Source organism: Enterococcus infantis (genome assembly GCF_049166715.1).
GTDB classification, from domain to species: Bacteria; Bacillota; Bacilli; order Lactobacillales; family Enterococcaceae; genus Enterococcus_C; species Enterococcus_C leclercqii.
In genome coordinates, this window is the sequence record NZ_JBMHFB010000014.1 from 1 (window position 1) to 20,761 (window position 20,761).

Below are 20,761 nucleotides of genomic sequence, written 5' to 3' on the forward strand. Positions count from 1 at the left end.
CTTGCAATGTTTTGTTCTCTCAATCGAAATTGAGATGCCCTACACATTGGTTCGTTTGCTTGTTGTTCAGTTTTCAAAGGTCTAAGTTGTTGTCGCTAATTGTTTCAGCAACTTTTAAATCATATCAGACGAGCAACCGCTTGTCAACATTTTTTCAAAAGTTTTTTTCGCTTTACCAAATCCAAGAAGCAGAAGCAACTCGTTTATGATATCGCATAGATTGTTATTTGTCAACAACTTTCTTTGCGTTTCATAGCGGATATTGACGCCTCTATCTCAGCAACTCCGTTATAATATCATGCCGTTTGTAACGGGTCAAGTCTTTTTTTACTTTGTTGAAAAGATCTTTTCCCTCAATCGGACAAGTAATAATATAGCAATTCTTAAACCAAAAAGCAACACTAAAACACAAGTAACTACGGCTTTTTCAGAAATACGAATGTTGCTGTTCGATTCCATTCAATCATTCATAAAAATGACCTAAATCACCCAAAAAGCTGCTTCAGTCAACGTGTTCTTTCGGATTCTTTCTTGCAGGAAAGTAAGTTATAAAAAAATAGCGGGGTCGTTTTCAAGTGACAAACGGCCCCGCTACTTTTAATTTTCAATCAAATTCTCTGCATCCTCTTTGATAGGTAAATAAATTTTGAAAATCGTTCCTTGTCCCAATACACTGTCAGCGGCAATACGGCCCTTATAGCTTTCAGCTAACTGCTTAGCGATTGAAAGACCTAAGCCATTGCCTCCTTTGGTACGGGCCCGGGCTTTATCCACGCGATAAAAGCGATGGAAGATTTTCTCCAAGTCTTCAGCAGAAATCCCCTCGCCGAAATCTTGGATGGCAACTTCAAATTCCCGACCGACTATTCGGATGCTCATATTGATTTCCTTGCGATCAGTAGAATATTTGACGGCATTGTCTAAAATGATAATAATCAGTTGTTCAAAATGGTTGCGATAGATTTTTAACTGAACCTCATCGTGCAAATCATCGTCTAGCGTAAATGTAAATTCCGGGTAGAGCATAACAAAGTTGTTAAAGACCTGATGAGTGACTTCTTTCGCACTGGTTACTTCATTTCCATAATGCATCTCGACTTGTTCGGCACGGGAAAGATCCAACATTTCCTGAACCAAAGTTTTCATACGACTTAACTCTTGAATACTCGCTGCCAATGCCTCATCCAAAATTTCAGGGTCTTTTTTCCCCCAACGCTGCAACATGCTCAAGTGCCCCTCCATAATTGCCACAGGGGTGCGCAGTTCATGTGAGACGTCTTCTACAAATTGCTTCTGTTGGTCCATATAAATCCGCATCCGATCCAACATATCATTGAAAATTTCTGCTAAATCAGTCAATTCGTCATTTGTTCCAATCTCCGGCATCTGGACGTCAGACAAAGGATCTTCTCTGATCGTATCCATCGTGTCTCGCAGAACTTTCAGCGGCTTCAAGAAATACGTTGAAAGAAAGAACCCTAGAACACTGCTTAGTATCAAAGAAACAACTTCCAAAACAATCAGTGTAACCAACAGTCGGCTGCGAATATCATAGAAGGCAGATAACTCGTAAAAGCTCTGAATATAGCCAATTTTTTCCCGCGTCTTCTTCGAATAGATGGGTTCCACCGAGATAAAACCGGTTCGTTCGCCTACAGTGGTGATGGTAGGATCTTTTCGTTGCATCTGACTCAAGGGCATGTCTTGATCAATCGTCTGCAACACTACCTGCTTATCCAAATTATAAGCATAAAAGTGCATGACTTCTTGGCCGATAAAGGAAATATACGGGTCAATAGTAAGAAGGTTCCCCTCCAGATCGGGTACCTGGCCAATTCGAGTATCGTTAACGCCTTGCTTAGTTAGCGCTGATCCTGTCAGATAACGATATGCCTGCTCCGACGTAAGTTCTTCGTCGGCATCGGCTAAGCGGGAAGTAATTTCCGACATGGTTTGCTCGATATTCTTCCGCTCATTGGCTACGATCAAATTCACGGAAGACTTATAGGTGATTACAGCAAAAATAGTGAAGACAACAAAGATAAAGAAAGAACTGGCAAAAGCCCACTTTGCAGTCAAAGATGGGCCTTTGAGTTCTCTTTTGTCCTCTACTATCGTTTTTTTCGTGGTTTTATCCATGTGTTTACGAGCGCATCACATAGCCGGTGCCGCGAACAGTCTGAATATAGCTTTCTTCACCAGGTACGTCGATTTTATTCCGTAAGTACCGAATATAAACATCCACAACATTCGTTTCAACTTCGGTTTCGTAGCCCCATACTTTGTTAAGCAATACATCCCGTGCAAGCACCACATTGACATTTTCCATCAAAGTCAGCAGCAATTCATATTCCCGTTTGGTCAATTCGATGACATCGCTGCCGCGACGCACGACACGGTTTTCCTTTTCAATGGTCAAGTCTCGATAAGTGATTGTCGTTTGTTTGGCAACATTCTTATCCCCTTCGATATCAATCCGCCGTAAAAGTGCTCGTAAACGCGCCAAAAGCTCTTCAATGGCAAAAGGTTTTACGATGTAATCGTCGGCACCGTGATCCAAGCCAGAGACCCGGTCAATAACTGAATCCCGCGCAGTCATCATAATAATCGGGGTATTCTTGGCCTGACGAATTCGACGACAAACTTCCAACCCGTTTAGTTCTGGCAGCATCAAGTCTAAAAGGATTGCATCCCATTCGTTATTTAACGCAGCTTCCAAACCAGTTCTGCCATTGTAATGCACCTCTGTGTTGTAGCCTTCGTGGGTTAACTCCAACTCTACAAAACGAGCGAGATTCTTCTCGTCTTCAATAATCAAGATATTACTCATCGATCTAACAGTCCTTCTCTCCACATGTATTCTTTTAGGTGAACTTTTGTTTTCTTATTAAAATACTATAGCCAGTTTATCATGAAAGCGCCAAATTAAAAAGAGCTATGTAATAAAGATATGAGTTTTTATAAGCTTTTATAAAAACAGTCTTCATTTTTCAAAACAACACTTTTCTTCAGTGATCATTTTTGATTTCATTGAGTCAAAAAAAGACCCGATCTTTGCGACCGGGTCGTAAGCAATTTATTCTTCGTGATACCAACTGTAGTGGAAAATGCCTTCACGATCTGTACGTTCGTAGGTGTGGGCGCCAAAATAGTCCCGCTGTGCTTGAATGATATTCGCAGGTAACCGTTCAGAACGATAAGAATCAAAGTAAGCAATCGCAGAAGAGAAGGTCGGAACCGGTACCCCTGCTTGAACGGCGATAGCGACTACCTCCCGAACCGCCTGTTGATATTTCTTAGTAATTTCAACAAAGTAATCGTCCAGTAAGAGGTTTTCCAAATCCGGTGTCTTTTCATACGCATCAGTGATTTTTTGCAAGAAGCGTGCCCGAATAATACAACCTGCTCGCCAGATTTTAGCAATTTCTCCAAAAGGTAGATCCCAATCATATTCCTTCGAAGCCGTTCGTAATTGCGCGAATCCTTGCGCATAACTCATGATTTTACTGAAGTACAACGCTTCACGGATTTTTTCTACTAATTCTTTTTTGTCCCCTTCAAAAGCAAAAGCTGCAGGTTCAGGGAGAATCTTGCTGGCATTGACCCGTTCTGCTTTATATGCTGAAATATAGCGGGCGAAAACTGATTCAGTGATCAGTGGTAATGGTACACCCAAGTCCAGGGCACTTTGAGACGTCCATTTCCCAGTTCCTTTGTTACCGGCAGCATCCAAAATGACATCAACGATTGGCTGTCCAGTCCCAAGATCATCTTTTCGCGTCAGGATATCGGCAGTAATTTCAATCAAATAGCTATCCAATTCGCCTTCGTTCCACTCTTTGAAGATGTCAGCCATTTCTTCAACAGACAATCCTAAAATATTCTTCATCAAATCATAAGACTCAGCAATCAGCTGCATATCTCCGTATTCGATGCCGTTATGGACCATTTTAACGTAATGGCCTGCACCATTTGGCCCAATATAGGTCACGCAAGGCGCGCCGTCTTCTGCCTTAGCAGAAATCTGTTCTAAGATTGGAGCAACCAGCTCATAGGCTTCTTTTTGTCCCCCAGGCATGATGGAAGGTCCTTTCAGTGCCCCTTCTTCGCCGCCGGAAACCCCAGTTCCGATGAAATTGATTCCGGAATTGGCTAATTCTTCATTTCGCCGAATCGTATCTTTAAAGAAGGTATTCCCGCCATCAATCAGGATGTCTCCTTTATCCAGATGAGGCAGCAACTCTTTAATCGTCGCATCAGTTGGCCCGCCGGCTTTAACCATTAAAAGAATCCGTCGCGGCTTTTCGATTGCTGCCACAAACTCTTCAATCGAATAAGTCGGTAAGAAATTTTTATCTGGATGTTCTTTTACGACTTCTTCCGTCTTCGCTCCTGTCCGATTATATAATGCGACGGAATACCCGCGGCTTTCGATATTTAAAGCCAGGTTTTTACCCATGACCGCCATTCCCACGACACCAATTTGCTGTTTTGTCATGTTCATTCCTCCAATAGTGTGAAATACTCAATTGATCTTACCTATTATAGCCCAAAATAAGCCACCGGCAAAGCCAGACAGACCACAAAAGTCAGCGCTGGTTTACGAGAGTTCGTAAATTTCACCTTGTTTTAGTTCCTCAGACTGACACAACAATATAAAGTTGTAAAATCCGCGCTATCTTTGCGGTTCATAAGTCCATGCAGAGGCGGTGTTCAAAATGATTTCTCGCCATTTCCAAAAAAGAGGACTTAGTGCTTTCGTAGCTTGATTGAGTAATCATGTTTGGACGAACGTAGAGTTTCTGTTTAATCACCCCTGGCTTTTCCTTGAACAAAAACAAACAACCCCCGAGACTCCATGGTTAGTCTCGGGGGTTAACGGTCATTTTCAGTTTAAAACGACTTAGGCTTCTGCTTTGGTTGTCACGTCTTTACCGTCGTAGTAGCCGCAGTTGGCACATACGTGGTGGCTCTTTTTCAATTCACCACAGTTTGGACATTCGTTCAAACCGTTGATGGTCAATTTGTAATGAGTGCGACGTTTGTTTTTCTTCGCTTTAGAAGTTTTTCTAGCTGGTACTGCCATTTCTCAATACACCTCCTTGTATTTGAAAACGCGAAAAATCCGCGCGATTTATTCCAATCTTACTCGTTATCTTCATCGTCGGAAACATCCAACAACTGAGATAATTTGGCAAGACGAGGATCGATAGTTGGTGCAGCCTGTTCTTTCTGCTGCAGATAGTCAGCCTCTGAGATAACTTCCCAGTCCTGACCCTTTGGTAAAGCATGCGATGCTTTTTCAGCTTCGGTCAAAATCTGCATGGGAATCTCCAATAAGATATTGTCCAAAACCGACTCGACAGTGTCCAACGTCTGACCTTCTAAAATCAAGATTTCGTGTTCGGGCACTACATCGGAACGAGTTTGAAACTGCTCTGGTGTCATGAACTGTTCAGTTACTGAAAAATCTAGCGGCAATTCCACCGGTTCCAAGCTTCTTGAAGAAGGAACGGTCAACGTAACCTGCACACGATAGTTTAACAAGTAGCCGTGATCGTCGATAGTCACTGTTCCTGCAACTTCAGCAGGCTCAGCATCGAGAATCTGATCATCGCGTTTCAATAATGCTGTTTTGACATCCAGGACTTCTTGAAACGCTGCTCCGGTTTCCCGAAACTTGCGCAATTCCTGTAAAGACCACCTCATAATTATCACCTCTAAGCAACAAAAGCTATTATACAGGCTGTATTTTAGCTTGTCAATGAAATTTTCTTGACACCTTTTCATGATAGAAAAACAGCCACTGCCGGTGACAGTGGCTGCAATAATCAATGGATCAAACTGTCAATTAGATGGCTGTTGTTTCTCCGCGGTAAACAATCCCACGACGAGGGTCAACAGTTACCAATTCACCGTCTTCAATTGTTGTTGTAGCATCTTTGGCACCCACGATAACCGGGATGTCTTTAGCGATACCTACAACCGCAGCGTGAGATGTCAAGCCACCTTCTTCAACGATTACAGCTGCCGCTTTTTCGAAAGCTGGCATATATTCTTTGTCAGTTGTTGGAACAACCAGAACCATACCATCTTTTGCTTTAGCGATTGCTTCCTCAGCTGATTTAGCAACGACTGCGTTCGCAACGACTGTCTTTTCACCGACGCCTTGTGCTTCCAACAATTTTGAACCGATCAATTGAATCTTCATAACGTTTGTCGTTCCCCGTTCACCGACAGGAACACCTGCAGTGATCAAGATCAAATCGCCTTCTTTAGCAAAGCCAAGATCAACGGCTTTTTTAGTTGCCAAGTCAAACATTTCATCAGTTGTTGAAGGTTTTTCAGCAACTGTCGGATAAACGCCCCAGTTTAACATCAAGCCACGTTTTGTGCGTTCGTCAAAAGTTACAGCCAAGATATCTGCATCTGGACGGTATTTAGAAATCATACGTGCAGTATGGCCAGATTCAGTAGCGGCAACGATTGTTTTAACGCCCAAGTTTTTCGCAGCCCGAGCTACAGCAATACCGATTGTTTCAGTTACATCAGTTTTGTCGAATTCGTTGATTTGGAATGTGCCCAATTCTTGCAGGGCTTTTTCAGCTTCCATGTCAATACGAGCCATTGTAGCAACAGCTTTTACTGGGTAGTCGCCGTTTGCAGATTCGCCAGACAACATGGTTGCGTCAGTTCCGTCAAAGACAGCATTGGCAACGTCAGAAGCTTCCGCGCGAGTTGGACGAGGGTTTTGTTGCATAGATTCCAACATTTGTGTTGCAGTAACAACTACTTTACCGGCAGCGTTACATTTTTTGATGATCATCTTTTGAACCATTGGTACTTCTTCAGCTGGAATTTCAACACCCATGTCCCCACGAGCAACCATGATACCATCAGAAACTTTGATGATTTCATCGATATTGTCGATACCTTCTTGAGATTCGATCTTAGAGATGATTTGAACGTGAGTCATGTTCTTTTCTTCTAAGATTTCGCGAATATCCAGAACGTCTTGGGCTTTACGAACGAAAGAAGCTGCGATGTAGTCGATTTCGTTGTCCAAACCGAAACGGATGTCGCCAGCGTCTTTTTCAGTGATACCTGGCAAGCTGATAGAAACGCCAGGTGCATTGACACCTTTACGAGAGCCTAAGATACCAGCATTTTGAACTTCAACAACCAATTCTTTGTTGGCTTCGTCTTTTTCCAAAATCTTCATGTCAATCAATCCATCGTCAAACATGATGTGGCCGCCAACATGAACGTCGTCATACAGGCCTGGGTAAGTTACAGCGATTTTTTCTTTGCTGCCTTCCAATTCGCCATCCATGGAAATACGAGTTTTGTCGCCGATTTCAAACGGAATTTTACCAGTTTCAGTACCTTGAACAGTAGTACGGATTTCCGGACCTTTTGTATCAAGCAAGATCGCTACGTCTTTACCAGTTTTCGCAATAGCTTCACGAACCAGGTTCATCCGTCCCAATTGTTCTTCGTGATCCCCGTGAGAGAAGTTGAAACGGAAAACATTGGCGCCTGATTCGATGAGTTGGGAGATAATCTCCACGTTATTACTTGCTGGTCCTAAAGTACTAACGATTTTTGTTTTTTTCATTACTGAACGCTCCTATTCCTTTATTTAAAAAAGCTGCTTTAAGCTCTTTTTTCAAGTTTCATGCTGCCCTTGATCTTGTCGCAGAAAATCAGAAGGACAATTGTTTGTTCAAGTCATACAATGAAAGATCAGGCTTGTGTTTGTGATTTTCCAAAGTATCGATGATATCCGCTGCAACGACTTGGTTGTCTAACATCCCGATGCACAATCCGCCTTTGCCTTGTTCCAAAAGTTCAACTGCGTATGCACCGAATTTAGAAGCCAAGACACGGTCGCGGGCACTTGGAGAACCGCCACGAACAACGTGACCCAAAATAGAAACACGGGTATGGTAGTCCCCATATTCAGAGAGTTTATCCGCAAACTCGTTGCCGCCCATCACACCTTCAGCCAAGACGATCAAGCAATGTTTTTTACCACGATCGCGGCCTTCTTGGATACGCTTAGCAACAGCTGCCATATCAAAGTCGTGCTCAGGAATGATGATTTCATCTGCACCGCCGGCTACACCAGACCACAAAGCAATATCACCAGCACCCCGGCCCATTACTTCGATGACAAATGTCCGAACGTGAGAAGTCGCCGTATCACGAATCCGGTCAAGGGATTCTAAAACGGTGTTGATTGCTGTGTCGAAACCAACTGTAAAATCAGTTCCTGGAATATCGTTGTCAATCGTCCCTGGAATACCAACTGCCGGGAAGCCGTGACGTGTCAGTGCCATCGCGCCATGATAAGAACCATCACCGCCGATAACTACCAGACCTTCGATACCGAATTTTTTCAATTGCTCGATCCCTTTTAGTTGCCCTTCTTGAGTAGCAAATTCAGGATAACGAGCAGAGTATAAGAATGTACCGCCTCGTTGGATCTTATCGCCTACGTCGGCAACATCCAAACGACGGATATCACCTGCTACCAGACCGGCAAAGCCATAGTTAATCCCGTAGACTTCTAAACCGTCGTAGATCCCTTTGCGGACAACGGCGCGAATCGCCGCGTTCATCCCAGGAGCGTCACCGCCACTGGTCAAGATTCCGATGCGTTTCATTAACCATTCACCTCATTAAATGTTGTTTTGTTCGGTTTGATACAAATAATACCTGTTAGGCATTAACCACGAGTAACATTTTACCATTAAATCCTTGAAATGTCTTGATTATCCTACAACAATTTGAAAAAAATGAAAACGGAAGGTATTATTTACTGAAAAGCACATGTAAGCTATTTAAATACAACATTCTCTGAACCCAGTAAGCCTGCTAGTTCACTGCTTACCGCCGCCGAATTTTCGATTTGATTTTCATGAGAGAGAATCTTTTTCACACCGGAAGCTGCATAGACCAATATCACCGGCACATCCCCGGGATGACTGCGAATCAGGTGTAAAAGCTGATTCAAATCAGCCGCGGTTTCCTTTTCTGGCAGAATGCGTAAATAGCAGGTCGTCTGGCTTAATTGTTCTTGCGCTTTTTCTGCGGGCAGCAGCCGCTCCGCAATCAGCTGCAGCTCTTGATTGTACTTGCTGACTTCCCCTTTTCCTTCAATATAAATGACATCCCCCACTTCAAAGGTCTGTCGCACTTGTCGGTACAAGTCAGGAAAAATCGTCACACTCAGTTCACCTGTAGGATCATTACCTTCTAAAAAGGCCATCTGATCGCCTTTTTTAGTACGGATCTCGCGAATATTCCGCAAATATAACAAGACTTTTGCTTTTTCACCTGCCACAAGTTCTGTGATATGTTGAATGTGTGCTTGTTCTTGCAGCAGGCCATACTTTTCTACCGGATGACCTGACAGATAGACCCCCAGATACGCTTCTTCTAAATCCAACTTTTCTTCCAATGAGTATTCCCGTACATCAGTTACCTTCAGGGTCATCAAATCTAACAAATCCATACTACCGCCACTGTATTGGATATTTTGAATTTTCCCTTCCAATTCACTCATGAGTTGGCGACGATTTTCTTCAATCTCATCGAATACTCCAACTTGGATCAACGGTTCTAAGATATCGGTTTTACGCCATTTATTATCGATGCGGTATAAAAAATTATCCAGGGAAGTATAAGGCCCGTTGCGCTTGCGCTCTGCCACCACGTCAGCGATAAAGTCTCGTCGTAAGCCTTTGACGGCACCCAAGCCAAAGCGAATCGTTTTCAAATCCTCCAGATAAAAGCCAAAACTACTTTTGTTGATGGTGGGCGGCATGATTCGAATGCTTCTTTTTTTGGCTTCTGCCAGGTACTCCTTGATTTTACCAGTATTGCCCCGGACAGATTGAAGGAGTGCCGCAAAAAACGGTCCCGGGTAATGGACTTTCAAGTACCCCATTTGAAACCCAACAAACGAATAGGCAAATGCGTGGGAACGATTAAACCCGTAGCCGGCAAAACGCTCAATGTAGCCATAGACCTCCTCTGCTTTTTCTCGAGAATGCCCTTGAGCGACAGCACCGGTAACAAAATTTTGCCGCTGTTCGTCTAGGATTTCTTTCTTTTTCTTTCCCATTGCGCGGCGCAAAAGATCCGCTTGTCCTAAAGAAAAACCCGCCATCTTATTGGCCACCTGCATAACTTGCTCCTGATAAACCATAATCCCATAAGTATTTTTCAGAATTGGGCGCAGGCTTTCATCCAGATAGGTAACTTTCTCACGACCTTTTTTCCGCTGAATAAAGTGATCAATGTTTTGTGCAGGGCCGGGACGATACAAGGCATTGACAGCGGCGATTTCTTCGATATTCTCCGGCTCCAAGCGGCGCAGCACATTGCGGATTCCAGCAGATTCAAATTGAAAGATTCCCGCAGTATCCCCTCGTTGAAATAGAGCCAGTGTCTCAGGGTCATCCAATGCGATGTCTTTTTGTGACAGAGTTTGACCGGTGACCTTTTTGATTCCCCGCAAGGTATCATCAATGATTGACAAATTTCGCAGTCCGAGAAAATCCATCTTCAACAAGCCGACAGTTTCGACATCATTCATAGTAAACTGAGTCAGCAAGATGTCATCTGATCCAGCCTGTAATGGAACGAGCTCCAACAAGTCCCTATCGCTGATTACCACACCCGCTGCATGGGTGGAAACATGGCGAGGCAGGCCCTCCAAAATTAAAGCCACTTCAAACAATGTCTGGTTTTTGGGACTTTGGCTCACTAAATCTCGTAATGCTACCGATTGATCGTAGGCTTCTTTTAATGTAATTTTACGGCCGTTTCCTAAAGTGGGTACCGCTTTTGACCAACGATTGGCTTCTGATTGTGACAAGCCGAAAACCCGCGCCGTATCCTTCAGCACCATCTTAGCTGCCATGGTACCGAAAGTTGCAATCTGGGCCATTTTTAACCGTCCGTATTTTTCTTGTACATAACGCAGCACTTCTTGGCGCCGATTGTCAGGAATATCCAGGTCAATATCCGGCATACTGTAACGCTCAGGATTCAAAAAGCGTTCAAACAACAGGTCGTAACGGATTGGATCTACATCGGTAATTGACAACACATAGGCCACCAGAGAACCTGCAGCAGAACCTCGGCCAGCCCCGGTTACAATCCCGGTGCGATGAGCGAAATCCATCACATCCCAAACAATTAGAAAGTAATCGTCAAAGCCCATCTGATGAATGACTGAAAGCTCGTAGTCCAGGCGTTTTTGATAATCTGCTGAATTATTTGCTACTCGCAAAGGCAAAAGACGCTGGCAAAGCTCTGCCAAAAAAGACCCAGCAGATTGATTGTCCAGTGGATAAGCAGGCAAGAGCTTCTGATGCAAAGGCAGCTGCCAGTTACAGCGATCCGCAAAAGCTTCAGCATTGGCTAACCCTCTTGGCTCAAGTTGATTAAAATACTCCGTCGCCTGCTTTTCAGACAGCAGCTGTCCCGTACCCGTCAGTTGTAATTCTTCTAATTCATTGATCTGCGTACCTGCCTTCAAATGGGCCATCACTTTGACAGCTTGCAACTCTTCTGCTTTTAAACTGACAACTGTCGCAGTTGCAAAAGGTGGAATTCCCACAGAATCAAACCACTCCCCAGCAGCTCTGTCTTTTTCACTACTTGCTTCTACGCTGTAGTACAAGTTCGGCAATAAGAATTGCAGCTCCTCCAAGCGCTTTTCCAGCAGCTCTGGGTGCCCATAACGAAGATAGGTAAGTTCATTGCGAACAGGCAAGATTGCAATCACATCTTCTGCAGGAAGAAACTCTTCTAATGCAACCTGTCCATCACTCATTTTTTTAGAAGACAAGCGAATTAACGTCTCGTAGCCTGCCTGGCTAGCAGCAAACAACAACAGTTCGTTTTCCTCCCGTTGAACCGGAGAGTAATAATCCAGATGCAGCCCGATAACCGGCTTAATACCATGCTTTTGACAGCTTTGGTAAAACTCCACTGCTGCCGTGAGAACGTTGCGGTCGCAGATTCCCAGTGTGCTGTAGCCTGCTTTTTGACCGGCAGTAACATATTCTTCAACTTTGACAGTACTTTGAAGCAGTGAAAAAGCGGTTGTCGTTGTTAATTGCGGAAAACTCATGAAAAAACCTCCAGAAAATTTCCAAACTGTGTTTTCTTTACTTATCAGGAAATTATGTTAAACTATTTACGACAGATTTTCATCTAGAAAAGAGGTGCCAGAAATGAAATATATCATGACTATGTTTTGGGCCTTTATCTTGGGCCAAGTCGTTGGTTATCTCGGAAGCGCATTGATCGGCGCAGCCTACGATTTCCAGTTGTCTACTGTTTTGTCATTGATTGTCGGCTTGATCGTCATCTTGATCGGCACCGTTGCACCGCCGAAAGAATCAAAAGTGGGCTGATTCAGCCGACCAATGCCACATCTCATAGCAAAAACCAGTTACTCTATTGTAACTGGTTTTTTTGTGATTTCAAATCAGAGGGATTCCTGTAGATTTTTGCGGAAATTAAACAGTGACAACAGGATATTCAATAGCACAAACCCGCTAGTGGCCCAGAACACTGCTCGATAACCGAAACTATGGGCAACAGTTGACCCCACCATCGGTCCCAGCACTTGACCAAAATTAGAAAACATTTGGTTATAACTGTAGATTCGACTGACCCCTTCTGTTGGTGTGATTTTAGAAATCAGTGTATTGATCGAAGGCATCAGCGCCCCTGTAGAAAAGCCCAACAAAAAGCGCAGGACTCCTAGCTGAAATGGTGAACTCACAAATCCCATCGGAATAAAGCAAAGAAGTGATAAAACCAGACCAAACAACAGCACTTTGTGATTGCCCACCCGGTCGCCAATTCGACCCAGAGTAGGTGAAGACAAGATTGCCGAGACTCCTGATACTGAAACGATTAAGCCACTGACAAACAAGACATTACTGCTGTCTCCGCTAAGCTGTCGAATATATAACGTCAAAATCGGACTGATGCTGGTAACGCCAATCTGCAAAATCAACGAGGTCACAAACAACCCCAACAATACTTGCAGATTCGGAATTTTTCTCAAAATTTCCCGTGTGGTCAGCATTTCAGTTTTGGCTACCGGTGTGAAGTCTTCTTTTACCAGAAAAATCGTCAATATTGTCGTGATCAACAGGACTGTTCCGGTGATGATAAAAACATTTTCCATCCCAAACCACTGTGCCAGGGCACCACCCATGGAAGGCCCAATCAAATTTCCTGCGATAGCACCAGTAGCCAAGGTTCCCAATGCCCAGCCACTCTTTTGTTTAGGCGCTTGTGAAGCAATCAGCGCCGTTGCATTGGGTATGTATCCAGACAAGATTCCCGTCATAAACCGCATGATTAAAAGCCAATACACATCAGGAACAAAAGCCAATGACCCCATCGTAAAGGTCATCCCCACTGCTGCTCTGATCATCATCAGCCTTCTCCCTTTACGATCAGCCAGATTTCCCCAGATCGGTGCAACAATTGCTGAAGCGAATGCAGTCACGGAAATTGCCAATCCTGAAAAGAGCTCTATCTGGCTTTTAGGTGTTCCCAATTGTTCGATATACAATGGAATAAAAGGCATCACTAAACTGAAACTTGCACCGGTAAAAAAACAGCCAATCCAGGAAATCAGTAAGTTACGCCGCCAATCGATTTTCATCCTACAACCTTCTTTCCTTTTTACTATACCTTACTTTTGAAAAAGGGAAAACCCGCATGCTGTTTTCTTACAGTTTAGTCGCCGGTTAATAACCGAGCTGTGGACATCACGCCTCTTTTAGAAAACTACTCAAAGCCCCTCCATCTTATTAGACTGTTAATCGTAACTGTCCACTCAAAATTCCCCTGTAGCAATCCTACACCACTCATCATTGCCGGTAATTGACCATTAAGCATGTTTGCTACTCCTACGTCTCAAAAAAGTACTGACACTGGGCAATTCACATCACTGATCCAAAAGCTTAGAAACATGCTGACATGTCTTTCTCCAACTTCAAAACACAAACAAACAGCTCTCCGCAGCATTGCGCCTCGGAAAGCTGTTTGTTCTCGTTACGTTTTGAATAGCTTACAAAATTGCCAAAATCACGAAGTTCGCAATAAAGAGCAGATCGACTACCCAGATAATTGGTGATACTTCTTTAAACTTGCCATTAACAACTTTCACCAAAGTGTAGAAGATAAAACCGGCTGCAATCCCGTATGAGATGCTGTAGCAAAAGCCCATGAAGATCGCAGCGAAGAAAGCAGGAACCGCTTCTTCCAAGTCTGTCCATTTAATATCGGCAAACGAAGCCAACATCATGACACCCACCAAAATCAAAGCTGGCGCTGTTGCTTGAGCAGGTACCACAGAGATCAATGGTGAAAACAAACTAGAGAGTGCAAACAAGGCAGCGACGACGACTGAAGTCAGACCGGTACGTCCGCCGGCACCAATCCCGGCAGCAGATTCTACATAAGTTGTTGTATTAGACGTTCCGAAAATCGCACCGACTGAAGTTGCAATCGCATCAGCAAACAGTGCTTTGTCCATCTTTGTGTTGAACCCGCGGCTATCTTCCAAAGCATCTTCATCTTCTTTTGAAAAGATACCCGTACGACGTCCCGTCCCGATGAATGTCCCAATTGTATCAAAGGTGTCAGACAAGCTAAAAGCGATAATCGTCATCAACACTTGGGGGATTTTAGATGCATCTGAAAACAGTGCCTGCATACCGTCTTTTCCAAAAGCAGCACCAAAAGTCGTTCCCAATTCATTAATTGACGCGCCTAAAGAGTTGGCCTTCATATCGATTGCTGAAAGATCTACCACACCCATTAAAATACCGATAATCGTGGTTGCCACGATCCCAATTAAAATACCGCCACGAATATTTTTTACCACCAGCAGAGTAGTAATCACCAAACCAATGAGGGCTAAAATGACTCCAGCATTGTCAAAATTCGCCAAAGCCGGCACCACACCACCATTGGCTACTAAACTTGTTTCAGAATCACCGCTTAGCACATTGGCTTTTTCAACAGTAAAATTCAACAAGTTGGCATTCTTTAATCCAACATAGGCAACAAAAATACCGATACCGCCACCAATGGCATGTTGCAGGCTTTCAGGAATTGCATGGATAATCATTTTTCGAATTCGAGTAATCGTGATAAAAATATTGATTAACCCACAGATAAAGACCATCGCCAAAGCTTCTTGCCAAGAGTACCCTAAACCAAAAACAACAGTAAATGTAAAGAAAGCATTCAGACCCATGCCTGGTGCTTGCGCATAAGGAACATTTGCAAATAGCCCCATAACCAAAGTACCAATCACCGAAGCGATGATTGTTGCCAAGAAGACTGCCTGAAACGGCATCCCCGACAAGGACAAAATGGAAGGATTTACGAACAAAATGTAGCTCATTGCAAAGAAAGTTGTCACCCCGGCCATAACCTCAGTTGAAACCGTCGTGTTGTTTTCCTTTAACTTGAAAAACTTTTCCATAAAAAATGTCTCTCCTTAATATGATGTAATAATTGCATACGAGTAATTACCCGACCGAAGTTGATTATAGAAATCATTTTAATAATTATCAAGAAAACTATGATCTTTTCCAACAGAAACGATCTTATCGTTCGTGTTTTACTAGGAAACATTTCAGCATCTGCCTGTTTTGGGCAAATCTCATTCGTTTTTGCTATAAAAAAATTTCTTTTTGTCTCCTTTTGCAATAATATATTGATGCCACTCACCTCTAAGCTTTTCTTAAACCACAAAGAAATTCTTTTGAAAACTTTATGAAAACGCGAGAATATGGTACACTGTGACAGATACTAATTAGAGAAAGGGGGCAAATCTCATGACACAAAAATTAATTGCGATCGACTTAGACGGCACCACCTTGAATGGTCAATCGTTGATTTCTCCCAAAACAAAACACGTTTTGCAACGGGCAACAAAAGCTGGCCACATCGTCAGCATTGCAACAGGGCGTCCGTTTCGTATGAGTGAACAATTTTATCGGGAGCTGGCTTTGAAAAGCCCAATGGTAAACTTCAATGGCGCCTTGGTGCACTTGCCTTACCAAAATTGGGCCCAAGAATCCGAAACTTTGTTCAGTCGGGATATCGTTTTTGAGATTTTGGCACAAAAAGAAGAACTGCAGCTGGAATATGTCGCTGCTGAGAATCGGGAAACATTCTTTGTAGACCGCATCGATTTCGATGATGCTTATTTGTTTTCCAATGAAAAACCAACAGAGGCCAATCTGTTGAAAAATCTCCGTACCAACCCTACTTCGATGTTGGTGCAAACCAATAACGAAATGGCACAAATCGTCTCAGATCGGCTGAACGAACAGTTCTCCGATTACGTGGACGTTCGTACTTGGGGTGGACCAAAAGCAATTCTTGAGATTGTTGCCAAAGGAATCGAAAAGGCTCGAGGAGTCAAAATCATTGCCGATTCCCTGCAGATTGACCAACAAAATGTCATCGCATTTGGTGACGAACACAACGATATCGAATTGTTGGATTATGCTGGTTGGGGTGTTGCGATGGCTAACGGCTCACAAGCGGCAAAAGATGTGGCCAATGATGTCACCGTAAAAACCAATGATGAAGACGGCTTAGCAGACTACTTGGAAAAACATTTGGCAATCTGATTAATTTTCATCACTAAAAGACCTTCGCAAGCTATTTTCGAAGGTCTTTTTTGGTGTGCTCGATAGCTTTCAAAAAAATGGCCAGTTGCCAAGGGCTTGACACCGCCTTGGCTTGGCTCCTTTGTTATACTGGAAATAGCTGAAAGTCTACAACCACAACAATAAGGAGGAGCCATGATGACGCTCTTGGTTAATGCAACCCAAATGAAGAAATGCGACGACTATACAATTGAAACAATCGGGATTCCTGCAATGGTTTTGATGGAACGTGCAGCGCTAGCCGTAACAAGCCATATCTTAGAGACAAAAAAATACGACCTTTCCCAAGTTCTGGTGGTGGTTGGCGCCGGCAATAATGGCGGTGACGGCTATGCCATTGCGCGGCTACTGCATCTAGCGGGGATTTCAGTGACACTATGGGAAGTAGGTGAAGCAACTGCCTTCACAAAAGAAACCGCCCAACAAGCAAAAATCTGTGACCATTATCAAATTCCCCGTCTTCATCGCTTGGATAGCTTTATGGGTTATACATTGCTGGTAGATGCTTACCTTGGCATTGGTGTAACCGGCCAGCTAAGAGGCCCCGCCGCAGAAATTATTGAACGCATCGGCAAAAGTCGGCTGCCGGTCGTAGCTGTCGATATTCCCTCTGGCATTGATGCCTCCACCGGTGAGTCATTAGGGGCTTATCTTCAAGCTGAAACTACGATTACTTTTCAATTCAAAAAAATCGCATTTACTGTATCCCCCGGTATGGAAGCCTGCGGAAACCTGATTGTCGCTGATGTAGGAATTAGTGACGAACCATTGCGCTAAAGCTTGCATTGACAAACAGAGCTTTGGTATTTGTCCCCTATTTAGTAGCTGTGGTAGTTTTTTAACAGAAAAAGTAAAAAGACGGCACAAAAAAACCGAGGCGAGCTTGCCTCGGTTTAACTCGTTTACAGTCAGTTTTTAGCCACCTAATAATCCAGACAAGAACCCGCCACCATAGATCAATGCCATACTATAGAGAAAAATAGACAATGGTTTTGCCAATAGAATGATCGCCGTGTACTTTTTAACAGAAATGTTGGTCAAACCAGCCATCAGGCAAAGTGCATCATCTGGGGCAACCGGCAAAAAGATCGCCAGTGCAAAAAGTTTGTCGAACCGGCTCTGGTTTTCCAACCAACCGGAATAGCGATTGTAAGTTTTATCAGATACCATACTCAAAATGAAAGGTTTTCCGTAGCGCCGGCCTAACAAGAAAATAATAAGCGATCCAACGCAAATTCCTACATAATTGTAGACAAAGCCCATCATGGGACCGAAAATCAAAACACCAGCCGCACTTGAAATCCCACCAGGTATAATCGGAATCACCACCTGCAAGATTTGCAAAAGGATGAAAATGACAGGTCCCAAAATGATATTGTCACCCACCAATCCTCGCAACGCATTCATATCTTTAAAAACACCCAGGTTGATAAAATAAATCGTCAGAACAACAGAAACTGCTAAACCGATGATTGAGATCGTATTGATCAGCTTTCTTGATGCAGCAACACTCATGGAACTCATCTCCTTTTCATCCTCATTATAGAAGAAACCGTCAGTCTTTTCGATATTTTTACCTTTTATTTAACAAACATTTTTGTAAGATTCTCAAATGCACCTTCAGTATAGAAGAAATTTTCCATTTCCTCATCAGACCAAAGTCGGAAATTCTTCTAAGCAAGCAACTCCTATCAACTGGTTCGCCGCTGCTTGACCCGCAACAACCATTTTTGCATCAATGTTTCAACTACTCCGGTAATCATAAACGCACCGGCGATAGCACCGGCTGTCACTAGGACAATCACAGCATTTTCCATTGCTACCTGATTATCTCCTAACACCAGCTCACGAACTGCTTTATACGCTGGACCACCTGGTACTAAAGGAACCAGACTAGGAATATTAAAGATAATCATGGGCATTTTTTTATGACGAGAAAACCAAATACTCATGATTCCAATCAAAAAAGCAGCGGCAAAATTTGCAGCTCCCAGGCCCCAGCCCCATTGCCGCAGACCCCAGTACACTAACCAGCCAGCCCCGCCAGTCACACCGGTGCTAATCAACGCCTTTCTGGGAATATTCGTCAAAATACCGAATGCAATTGTGCTCAAAATACCAAAGCTTCCTTGAATTACCCACTCTTTCACAGGACACCTCCAAAAATCGTCAAGACAAAAGCAATCCCAATACCAATGGCTGCCGCAGTAAAGACGGCTTCAATTCCCCGTGCGGATCCACTGATCAAATCACCGGCCATGATATCTCGAAAGGAATTCGTAATGGCTACCCCCGGGACTAACGGCATAACTGCGCCAATAATCAAATTGTCGACATTTTCTGCTATGCCGAGTTCAACACAGAAAACAGCACTGACTCCGATGACCACAGCGGCCGCAAACATGTCCAAAAAACTCATTTGCAGCCATTTTTTGATACCAATCGCCGTCATCAGTCCCAAACAACCAATTATAAAGGTTGCCGGAAAATCTCGCCAACTACCTCCAAAGGCATACATCAGGGTACAGCTGACGATACCGGCTGCCACTACCTGCGTCCAAAAGTGAAAACTCGGGGTGTATTTTTGTGCTTGTTTCAAATCGTGATAAAGTTCTTCTAACGTCAACTCTCCTTGAGCAAATTTTCGCGAAAGCTGATTGACTGCGACGACTTTTTCTAAATTAATGGCTCGCTCATGGACTTCTTCTAACTGACAATAAGGTCCATTGCGAAATCCCATAAAAATACCAGTGGCAGTTACATAGCTAACACAATCCATTTCCCCGGCATTTTTGGCAATCCGAATCATAGTATCTTCCACTCGATAGACCTCAGAACCGTTTTCCATCATGATTTTTCCGGCTAGCGCACAGGTCTTCAAGATCATCTCTTTTCGAAGGCTCAAAGCGTCCCCTCATTTCCTAAATAATGTGATTCATTCTAAATTTCTCAGTTATTATCTCAGACAATCAATAACTGCACCAGCTTTCATTTCGTTATCGAAGAAATAACTTATTTACTCAAAAAATCAAATATAATTTATCTAAGTTACGATTTTTTTATAGCTAAAACCCCGACTGCTAACCACACAATAATAATACCTCAGTTATTTTTATACACGTAAATACGTCTTTAAACATAACGAAACGAGTGTATTATTTCCCAAAAAGAACATTTCCATATATAATAAACTCAGATATAGATGTCGTTATAATAATGAAGGGAGTATCGTTATGCGTCGGAAAGTTTATACAAAAGACCAAATCTTAAAAGCTGCCTATGATGTGATATCAAAAGAAGGGTTCAGTAAATTCACAGCTCGTAATATTGCCAAGAAAATGGGGATCTCCACCCAACCCATCTACTTAGAATTCAAAAATATGCAGGACCTGAAAAACACTTTAGTAGAGTCTGTCATGAAAGACCTACAAGAAAATGTTTTTCCGATTCGCCATACAGATGATGCAATCGTCGATCTTGGGATTAATTATATCAATTTTGCTCGCGAAAATCGCAATTTATATGTCGCTTTGTACGTCGATGAATACGGCGGCGGGCAAATGATGCATAAAGTTTCGTTTGATTTCTTTAAAAGCATCGTACAAAAAGATGCAAAATACGCTGATCTTAGCGATGAGTATCTGAAAGCACTCCACGATGGCACTTGGATTACCGTAACCGGTATTGCCTCTTTGATGTCTTCTGGAATTATTCAGCCTTCACAAGCAGAAATCGTTGAACTTATCCAGCGGGCAATCAACGGTATCCTGAATGTCAAAGAACCCGAAAAAGTTTTCGAATCTTAAAATGTAAAAGCCGGCAGCTCTTGAATATGCCGGCTTTTTCCCTTGACAAATTACTTTTTTTTGAGAGAATAGGAAATGTACTTTGGAGAGTTGGCAGAGTGGTAATGCAGCGGACTCGAAATCCGCCGACCCGGCTAAAACCGGCGCGCAGGTTCAAATCCTGTACTCTCCTTTAACACTTGACGTTTTTGACTGCGGGTCAAAAGCGTCTTTTTT

17 protein-coding genes and 1 tRNA gene are annotated in these 20,761 nt (G+C 43.2%); 5 read left to right on the top strand and 13 right to left on the bottom strand.

Annotation, left to right across the window (positions count from 1 at the left end; genetic code table 11):
• Positions 1–597: 597 nt before the first annotated feature.
• The 8 genes from ACOMA8_RS13580 to dnaE all read right to left on the bottom strand — a co-directional run bounded on the left by ACOMA8_RS13580 (position 598) and on the right by dnaE (position 12,151).
• Positions 598–2,139 (bottom strand): HAMP domain-containing sensor histidine kinase, encoded by a 1,542-nt coding sequence (locus ACOMA8_RS13580; protein WP_421371421.1) that lies wholly within the window; start codon positions 2,137–2,139, stop codon positions 598–600.
• Between the two features lie 4 nt (positions 2,140–2,143).
• Complete coding sequence (locus ACOMA8_RS13585) at positions 2,144–2,830, bottom strand: response regulator transcription factor (RefSeq protein ID WP_161899279.1); 687 nt, start codon at positions 2,828–2,830, stop codon at positions 2,144–2,146.
• 246 nt (positions 2,831–3,076) lie between these two features.
• Positions 3,077–4,498 (bottom strand): NADP-dependent phosphogluconate dehydrogenase, encoded by a 1,422-nt coding sequence (gene gndA, locus ACOMA8_RS13590; RefSeq protein ID WP_421371424.1) that lies wholly within the window; start codon positions 4,496–4,498, stop codon positions 3,077–3,079.
• Positions 4,499–4,903: 405 nt separating this feature from the next.
• On the bottom strand, positions 4,904–5,086 hold the full coding sequence (gene rpmF, locus ACOMA8_RS13595) for a 50S ribosomal protein L32 (protein WP_161869984.1): 183 nt from the start codon (positions 5,084–5,086) through the stop codon (positions 4,904–4,906).
• A 59-nt stretch (positions 5,087–5,145) separates the two neighbouring features.
• Positions 5,146–5,709, bottom strand: a complete 564-nt coding sequence (locus ACOMA8_RS13600; protein ID WP_421371426.1) for a YceD family protein — start codon at positions 5,707–5,709, stop codon at positions 5,146–5,148.
• Positions 5,710–5,851: 142 nt separating this feature from the next.
• Positions 5,852–7,618, bottom strand: coding sequence for a pyruvate kinase (pyk, locus tag ACOMA8_RS13605; RefSeq protein ID WP_161899276.1), 1,767 nt, complete (start codon positions 7,616–7,618; stop codon positions 5,852–5,854).
• A gap of 88 nt (positions 7,619–7,706) precedes the next feature.
• Complete coding sequence (gene pfkA / locus ACOMA8_RS13610) at positions 7,707–8,669, bottom strand: 6-phosphofructokinase (RefSeq protein ID WP_161899275.1); 963 nt, start codon at positions 8,667–8,669, stop codon at positions 7,707–7,709.
• Positions 8,670–8,842: 173 nt separating this feature from the next.
• Positions 8,843–12,151 (bottom strand): DNA polymerase III subunit alpha, encoded by a 3,309-nt coding sequence (gene dnaE / locus ACOMA8_RS13615; RefSeq protein WP_421371429.1) that lies wholly within the window; start codon positions 12,149–12,151, stop codon positions 8,843–8,845.
• A gap of 103 nt (positions 12,152–12,254) precedes the next feature.
• Here dnaE and ACOMA8_RS13620 point away from each other — a divergent pair, with 103 nt between their 5' ends.
• A complete protein-coding gene (locus ACOMA8_RS13620; RefSeq protein WP_161899273.1) occupies positions 12,255–12,437 on the top strand; it encodes a YjzD family protein in 183 nt (60 codons plus the stop codon).
• Between the two features lie 74 nt (positions 12,438–12,511).
• On the opposite strand, the gene ACOMA8_RS13625 is transcribed toward ACOMA8_RS13620, so the two are convergent.
• Complete coding sequence (locus ACOMA8_RS13625; RefSeq protein WP_421371431.1) at positions 12,512–13,708, bottom strand: multidrug efflux MFS transporter; 1,197 nt, start codon at positions 13,706–13,708, stop codon at positions 12,512–12,514.
• Between the two features lie 408 nt (positions 13,709–14,116).
• Entirely contained in the window at positions 14,117–15,541 is a 1,425-nt protein-coding gene (locus ACOMA8_RS13630) for an NCS2 family permease (protein ID WP_421371433.1), read from the bottom strand.
• A 355-nt stretch (positions 15,542–15,896) separates the two neighbouring features.
• Here ACOMA8_RS13630 and ACOMA8_RS13635 point away from each other — a divergent pair, with 355 nt between their 5' ends.
• Together ACOMA8_RS13635 and ACOMA8_RS13640 are read left to right on the top strand one after the other, a co-directional pair.
• Positions 15,897–16,700 (top strand): Cof-type HAD-IIB family hydrolase, encoded by an 804-nt coding sequence (locus tag ACOMA8_RS13635; protein WP_161899270.1) that lies wholly within the window; start codon positions 15,897–15,899, stop codon positions 16,698–16,700.
• Positions 16,701–16,877: 177 nt separating this feature from the next.
• The gene (locus ACOMA8_RS13640; RefSeq protein WP_421371435.1) at positions 16,878–17,516 is read left to right on the top strand and encodes an NAD(P)H-hydrate epimerase; all 639 of its coding nucleotides are present in this window, start codon (positions 16,878–16,880) and stop codon (positions 17,514–17,516) included.
• Positions 17,517–17,654: 138 nt separating this feature from the next.
• Here the strand turns inward: ACOMA8_RS13640 and ACOMA8_RS13645 are convergent, their stop codons facing one another.
• The 3 genes from ACOMA8_RS13645 to ACOMA8_RS13655 all read right to left on the bottom strand — a co-directional run bounded on the left by ACOMA8_RS13645 (position 17,655) and on the right by ACOMA8_RS13655 (position 19,626).
• Positions 17,655–18,254 (bottom strand): TVP38/TMEM64 family protein, encoded by a 600-nt coding sequence (locus tag ACOMA8_RS13645; RefSeq protein WP_161899282.1) that lies wholly within the window; start codon positions 18,252–18,254, stop codon positions 17,655–17,657.
• A 176-nt stretch (positions 18,255–18,430) separates the two neighbouring features.
• Positions 18,431–18,889, bottom strand: a complete 459-nt coding sequence (locus ACOMA8_RS13650) for a threonine/serine exporter family protein (RefSeq protein WP_161899268.1) — start codon at positions 18,887–18,889, stop codon at positions 18,431–18,433.
• Positions 18,886–19,626, bottom strand: coding sequence for a threonine/serine exporter family protein (locus ACOMA8_RS13655; RefSeq protein ID WP_420022079.1), 741 nt, complete (start codon positions 19,624–19,626; stop codon positions 18,886–18,888). The genes ACOMA8_RS13650 and ACOMA8_RS13655 overlap by 4 nt, the downstream gene beginning before the upstream one ends.
• A gap of 346 nt (positions 19,627–19,972) precedes the next feature.
• On the opposite strand from ACOMA8_RS13655, the gene ACOMA8_RS13660 reads away from it, so the two are divergent.
• Together ACOMA8_RS13660 and ACOMA8_RS13665 are read left to right on the top strand one after the other, a co-directional pair.
• Positions 19,973–20,545 (top strand): TetR/AcrR family transcriptional regulator, encoded by a 573-nt coding sequence (locus ACOMA8_RS13660; RefSeq protein WP_161899266.1) that lies wholly within the window; start codon positions 19,973–19,975, stop codon positions 20,543–20,545.
• An 84-nt stretch (positions 20,546–20,629) separates the two neighbouring features.
• Positions 20,630–20,717 (top strand) — tRNA-Ser (locus ACOMA8_RS13665).
• Positions 20,718–20,761: the final 44 nt, after the last annotated feature.

Excerpts from the sequence above, each read along its gene's own strand:
- ACOMA8_RS13580 (WP_421371421.1), bottom strand. The coding sequence starts at position 2,139 with ATGGATAAAACCACGAAAAAAACGATAGTAGAGGACAAAAGAGAACTC.
- ACOMA8_RS13585 (WP_161899279.1), bottom strand. The coding sequence starts at position 2,830 with ATGAGTAATATCTTGATTATTGAAGACGAGAAGAATCTCGCTCGTTTT.
- gndA (WP_421371424.1), bottom strand. The coding sequence starts at position 4,498 with ATGACAAAACAGCAAATTGGTGTCGTGGGAATGGCGGTCATGGGTAAA.
- rpmF (WP_161869984.1), bottom strand. The coding sequence starts at position 5,086 with ATGGCAGTACCAGCTAGAAAAACTTCTAAAGCGAAGAAAAACAAACGT.
- ACOMA8_RS13600 (WP_421371426.1), bottom strand. The coding sequence starts at position 5,709 with ATGAGGTGGTCTTTACAGGAATTGCGCAAGTTTCGGGAAACCGGAGCA.
- pyk (WP_161899276.1), bottom strand. The coding sequence starts at position 7,618 with ATGAAAAAAACAAAAATCGTTAGTACTTTAGGACCAGCAAGTAATAAC.
- pfkA (WP_161899275.1), bottom strand. The coding sequence starts at position 8,669 with ATGAAACGCATCGGAATCTTGACCAGTGGCGGTGACGCTCCTGGGATG.
- dnaE (WP_421371429.1), bottom strand. The coding sequence starts at position 12,151 with ATGAGTTTTCCGCAATTAACAACGACAACCGCTTTTTCACTGCTTCAA.
- ACOMA8_RS13620 (WP_161899273.1), top strand. The coding sequence starts at position 12,255 with ATGAAATATATCATGACTATGTTTTGGGCCTTTATCTTGGGCCAAGTC.
- ACOMA8_RS13625 (WP_421371431.1), bottom strand. The coding sequence starts at position 13,708 with ATGAAAATCGATTGGCGGCGTAACTTACTGATTTCCTGGATTGGCTGT.
- ACOMA8_RS13630 (WP_421371433.1), bottom strand. The coding sequence starts at position 15,541 with ATGGAAAAGTTTTTCAAGTTAAAGGAAAACAACACGACGGTTTCAACT.
- ACOMA8_RS13635 (WP_161899270.1), top strand. The coding sequence starts at position 15,897 with ATGACACAAAAATTAATTGCGATCGACTTAGACGGCACCACCTTGAAT.
- ACOMA8_RS13640 (WP_421371435.1), top strand. The coding sequence starts at position 16,878 with ATGACGCTCTTGGTTAATGCAACCCAAATGAAGAAATGCGACGACTAT.
- ACOMA8_RS13645 (WP_161899282.1), bottom strand. The coding sequence starts at position 18,254 with ATGAGTGTTGCTGCATCAAGAAAGCTGATCAATACGATCTCAATCATC.
- ACOMA8_RS13655 (WP_420022079.1), bottom strand. The coding sequence starts at position 19,626 with ATGATCTTGAAGACCTGTGCGCTAGCCGGAAAAATCATGATGGAAAAC.
- ACOMA8_RS13660 (WP_161899266.1), top strand. The coding sequence starts at position 19,973 with ATGCGTCGGAAAGTTTATACAAAAGACCAAATCTTAAAAGCTGCCTAT.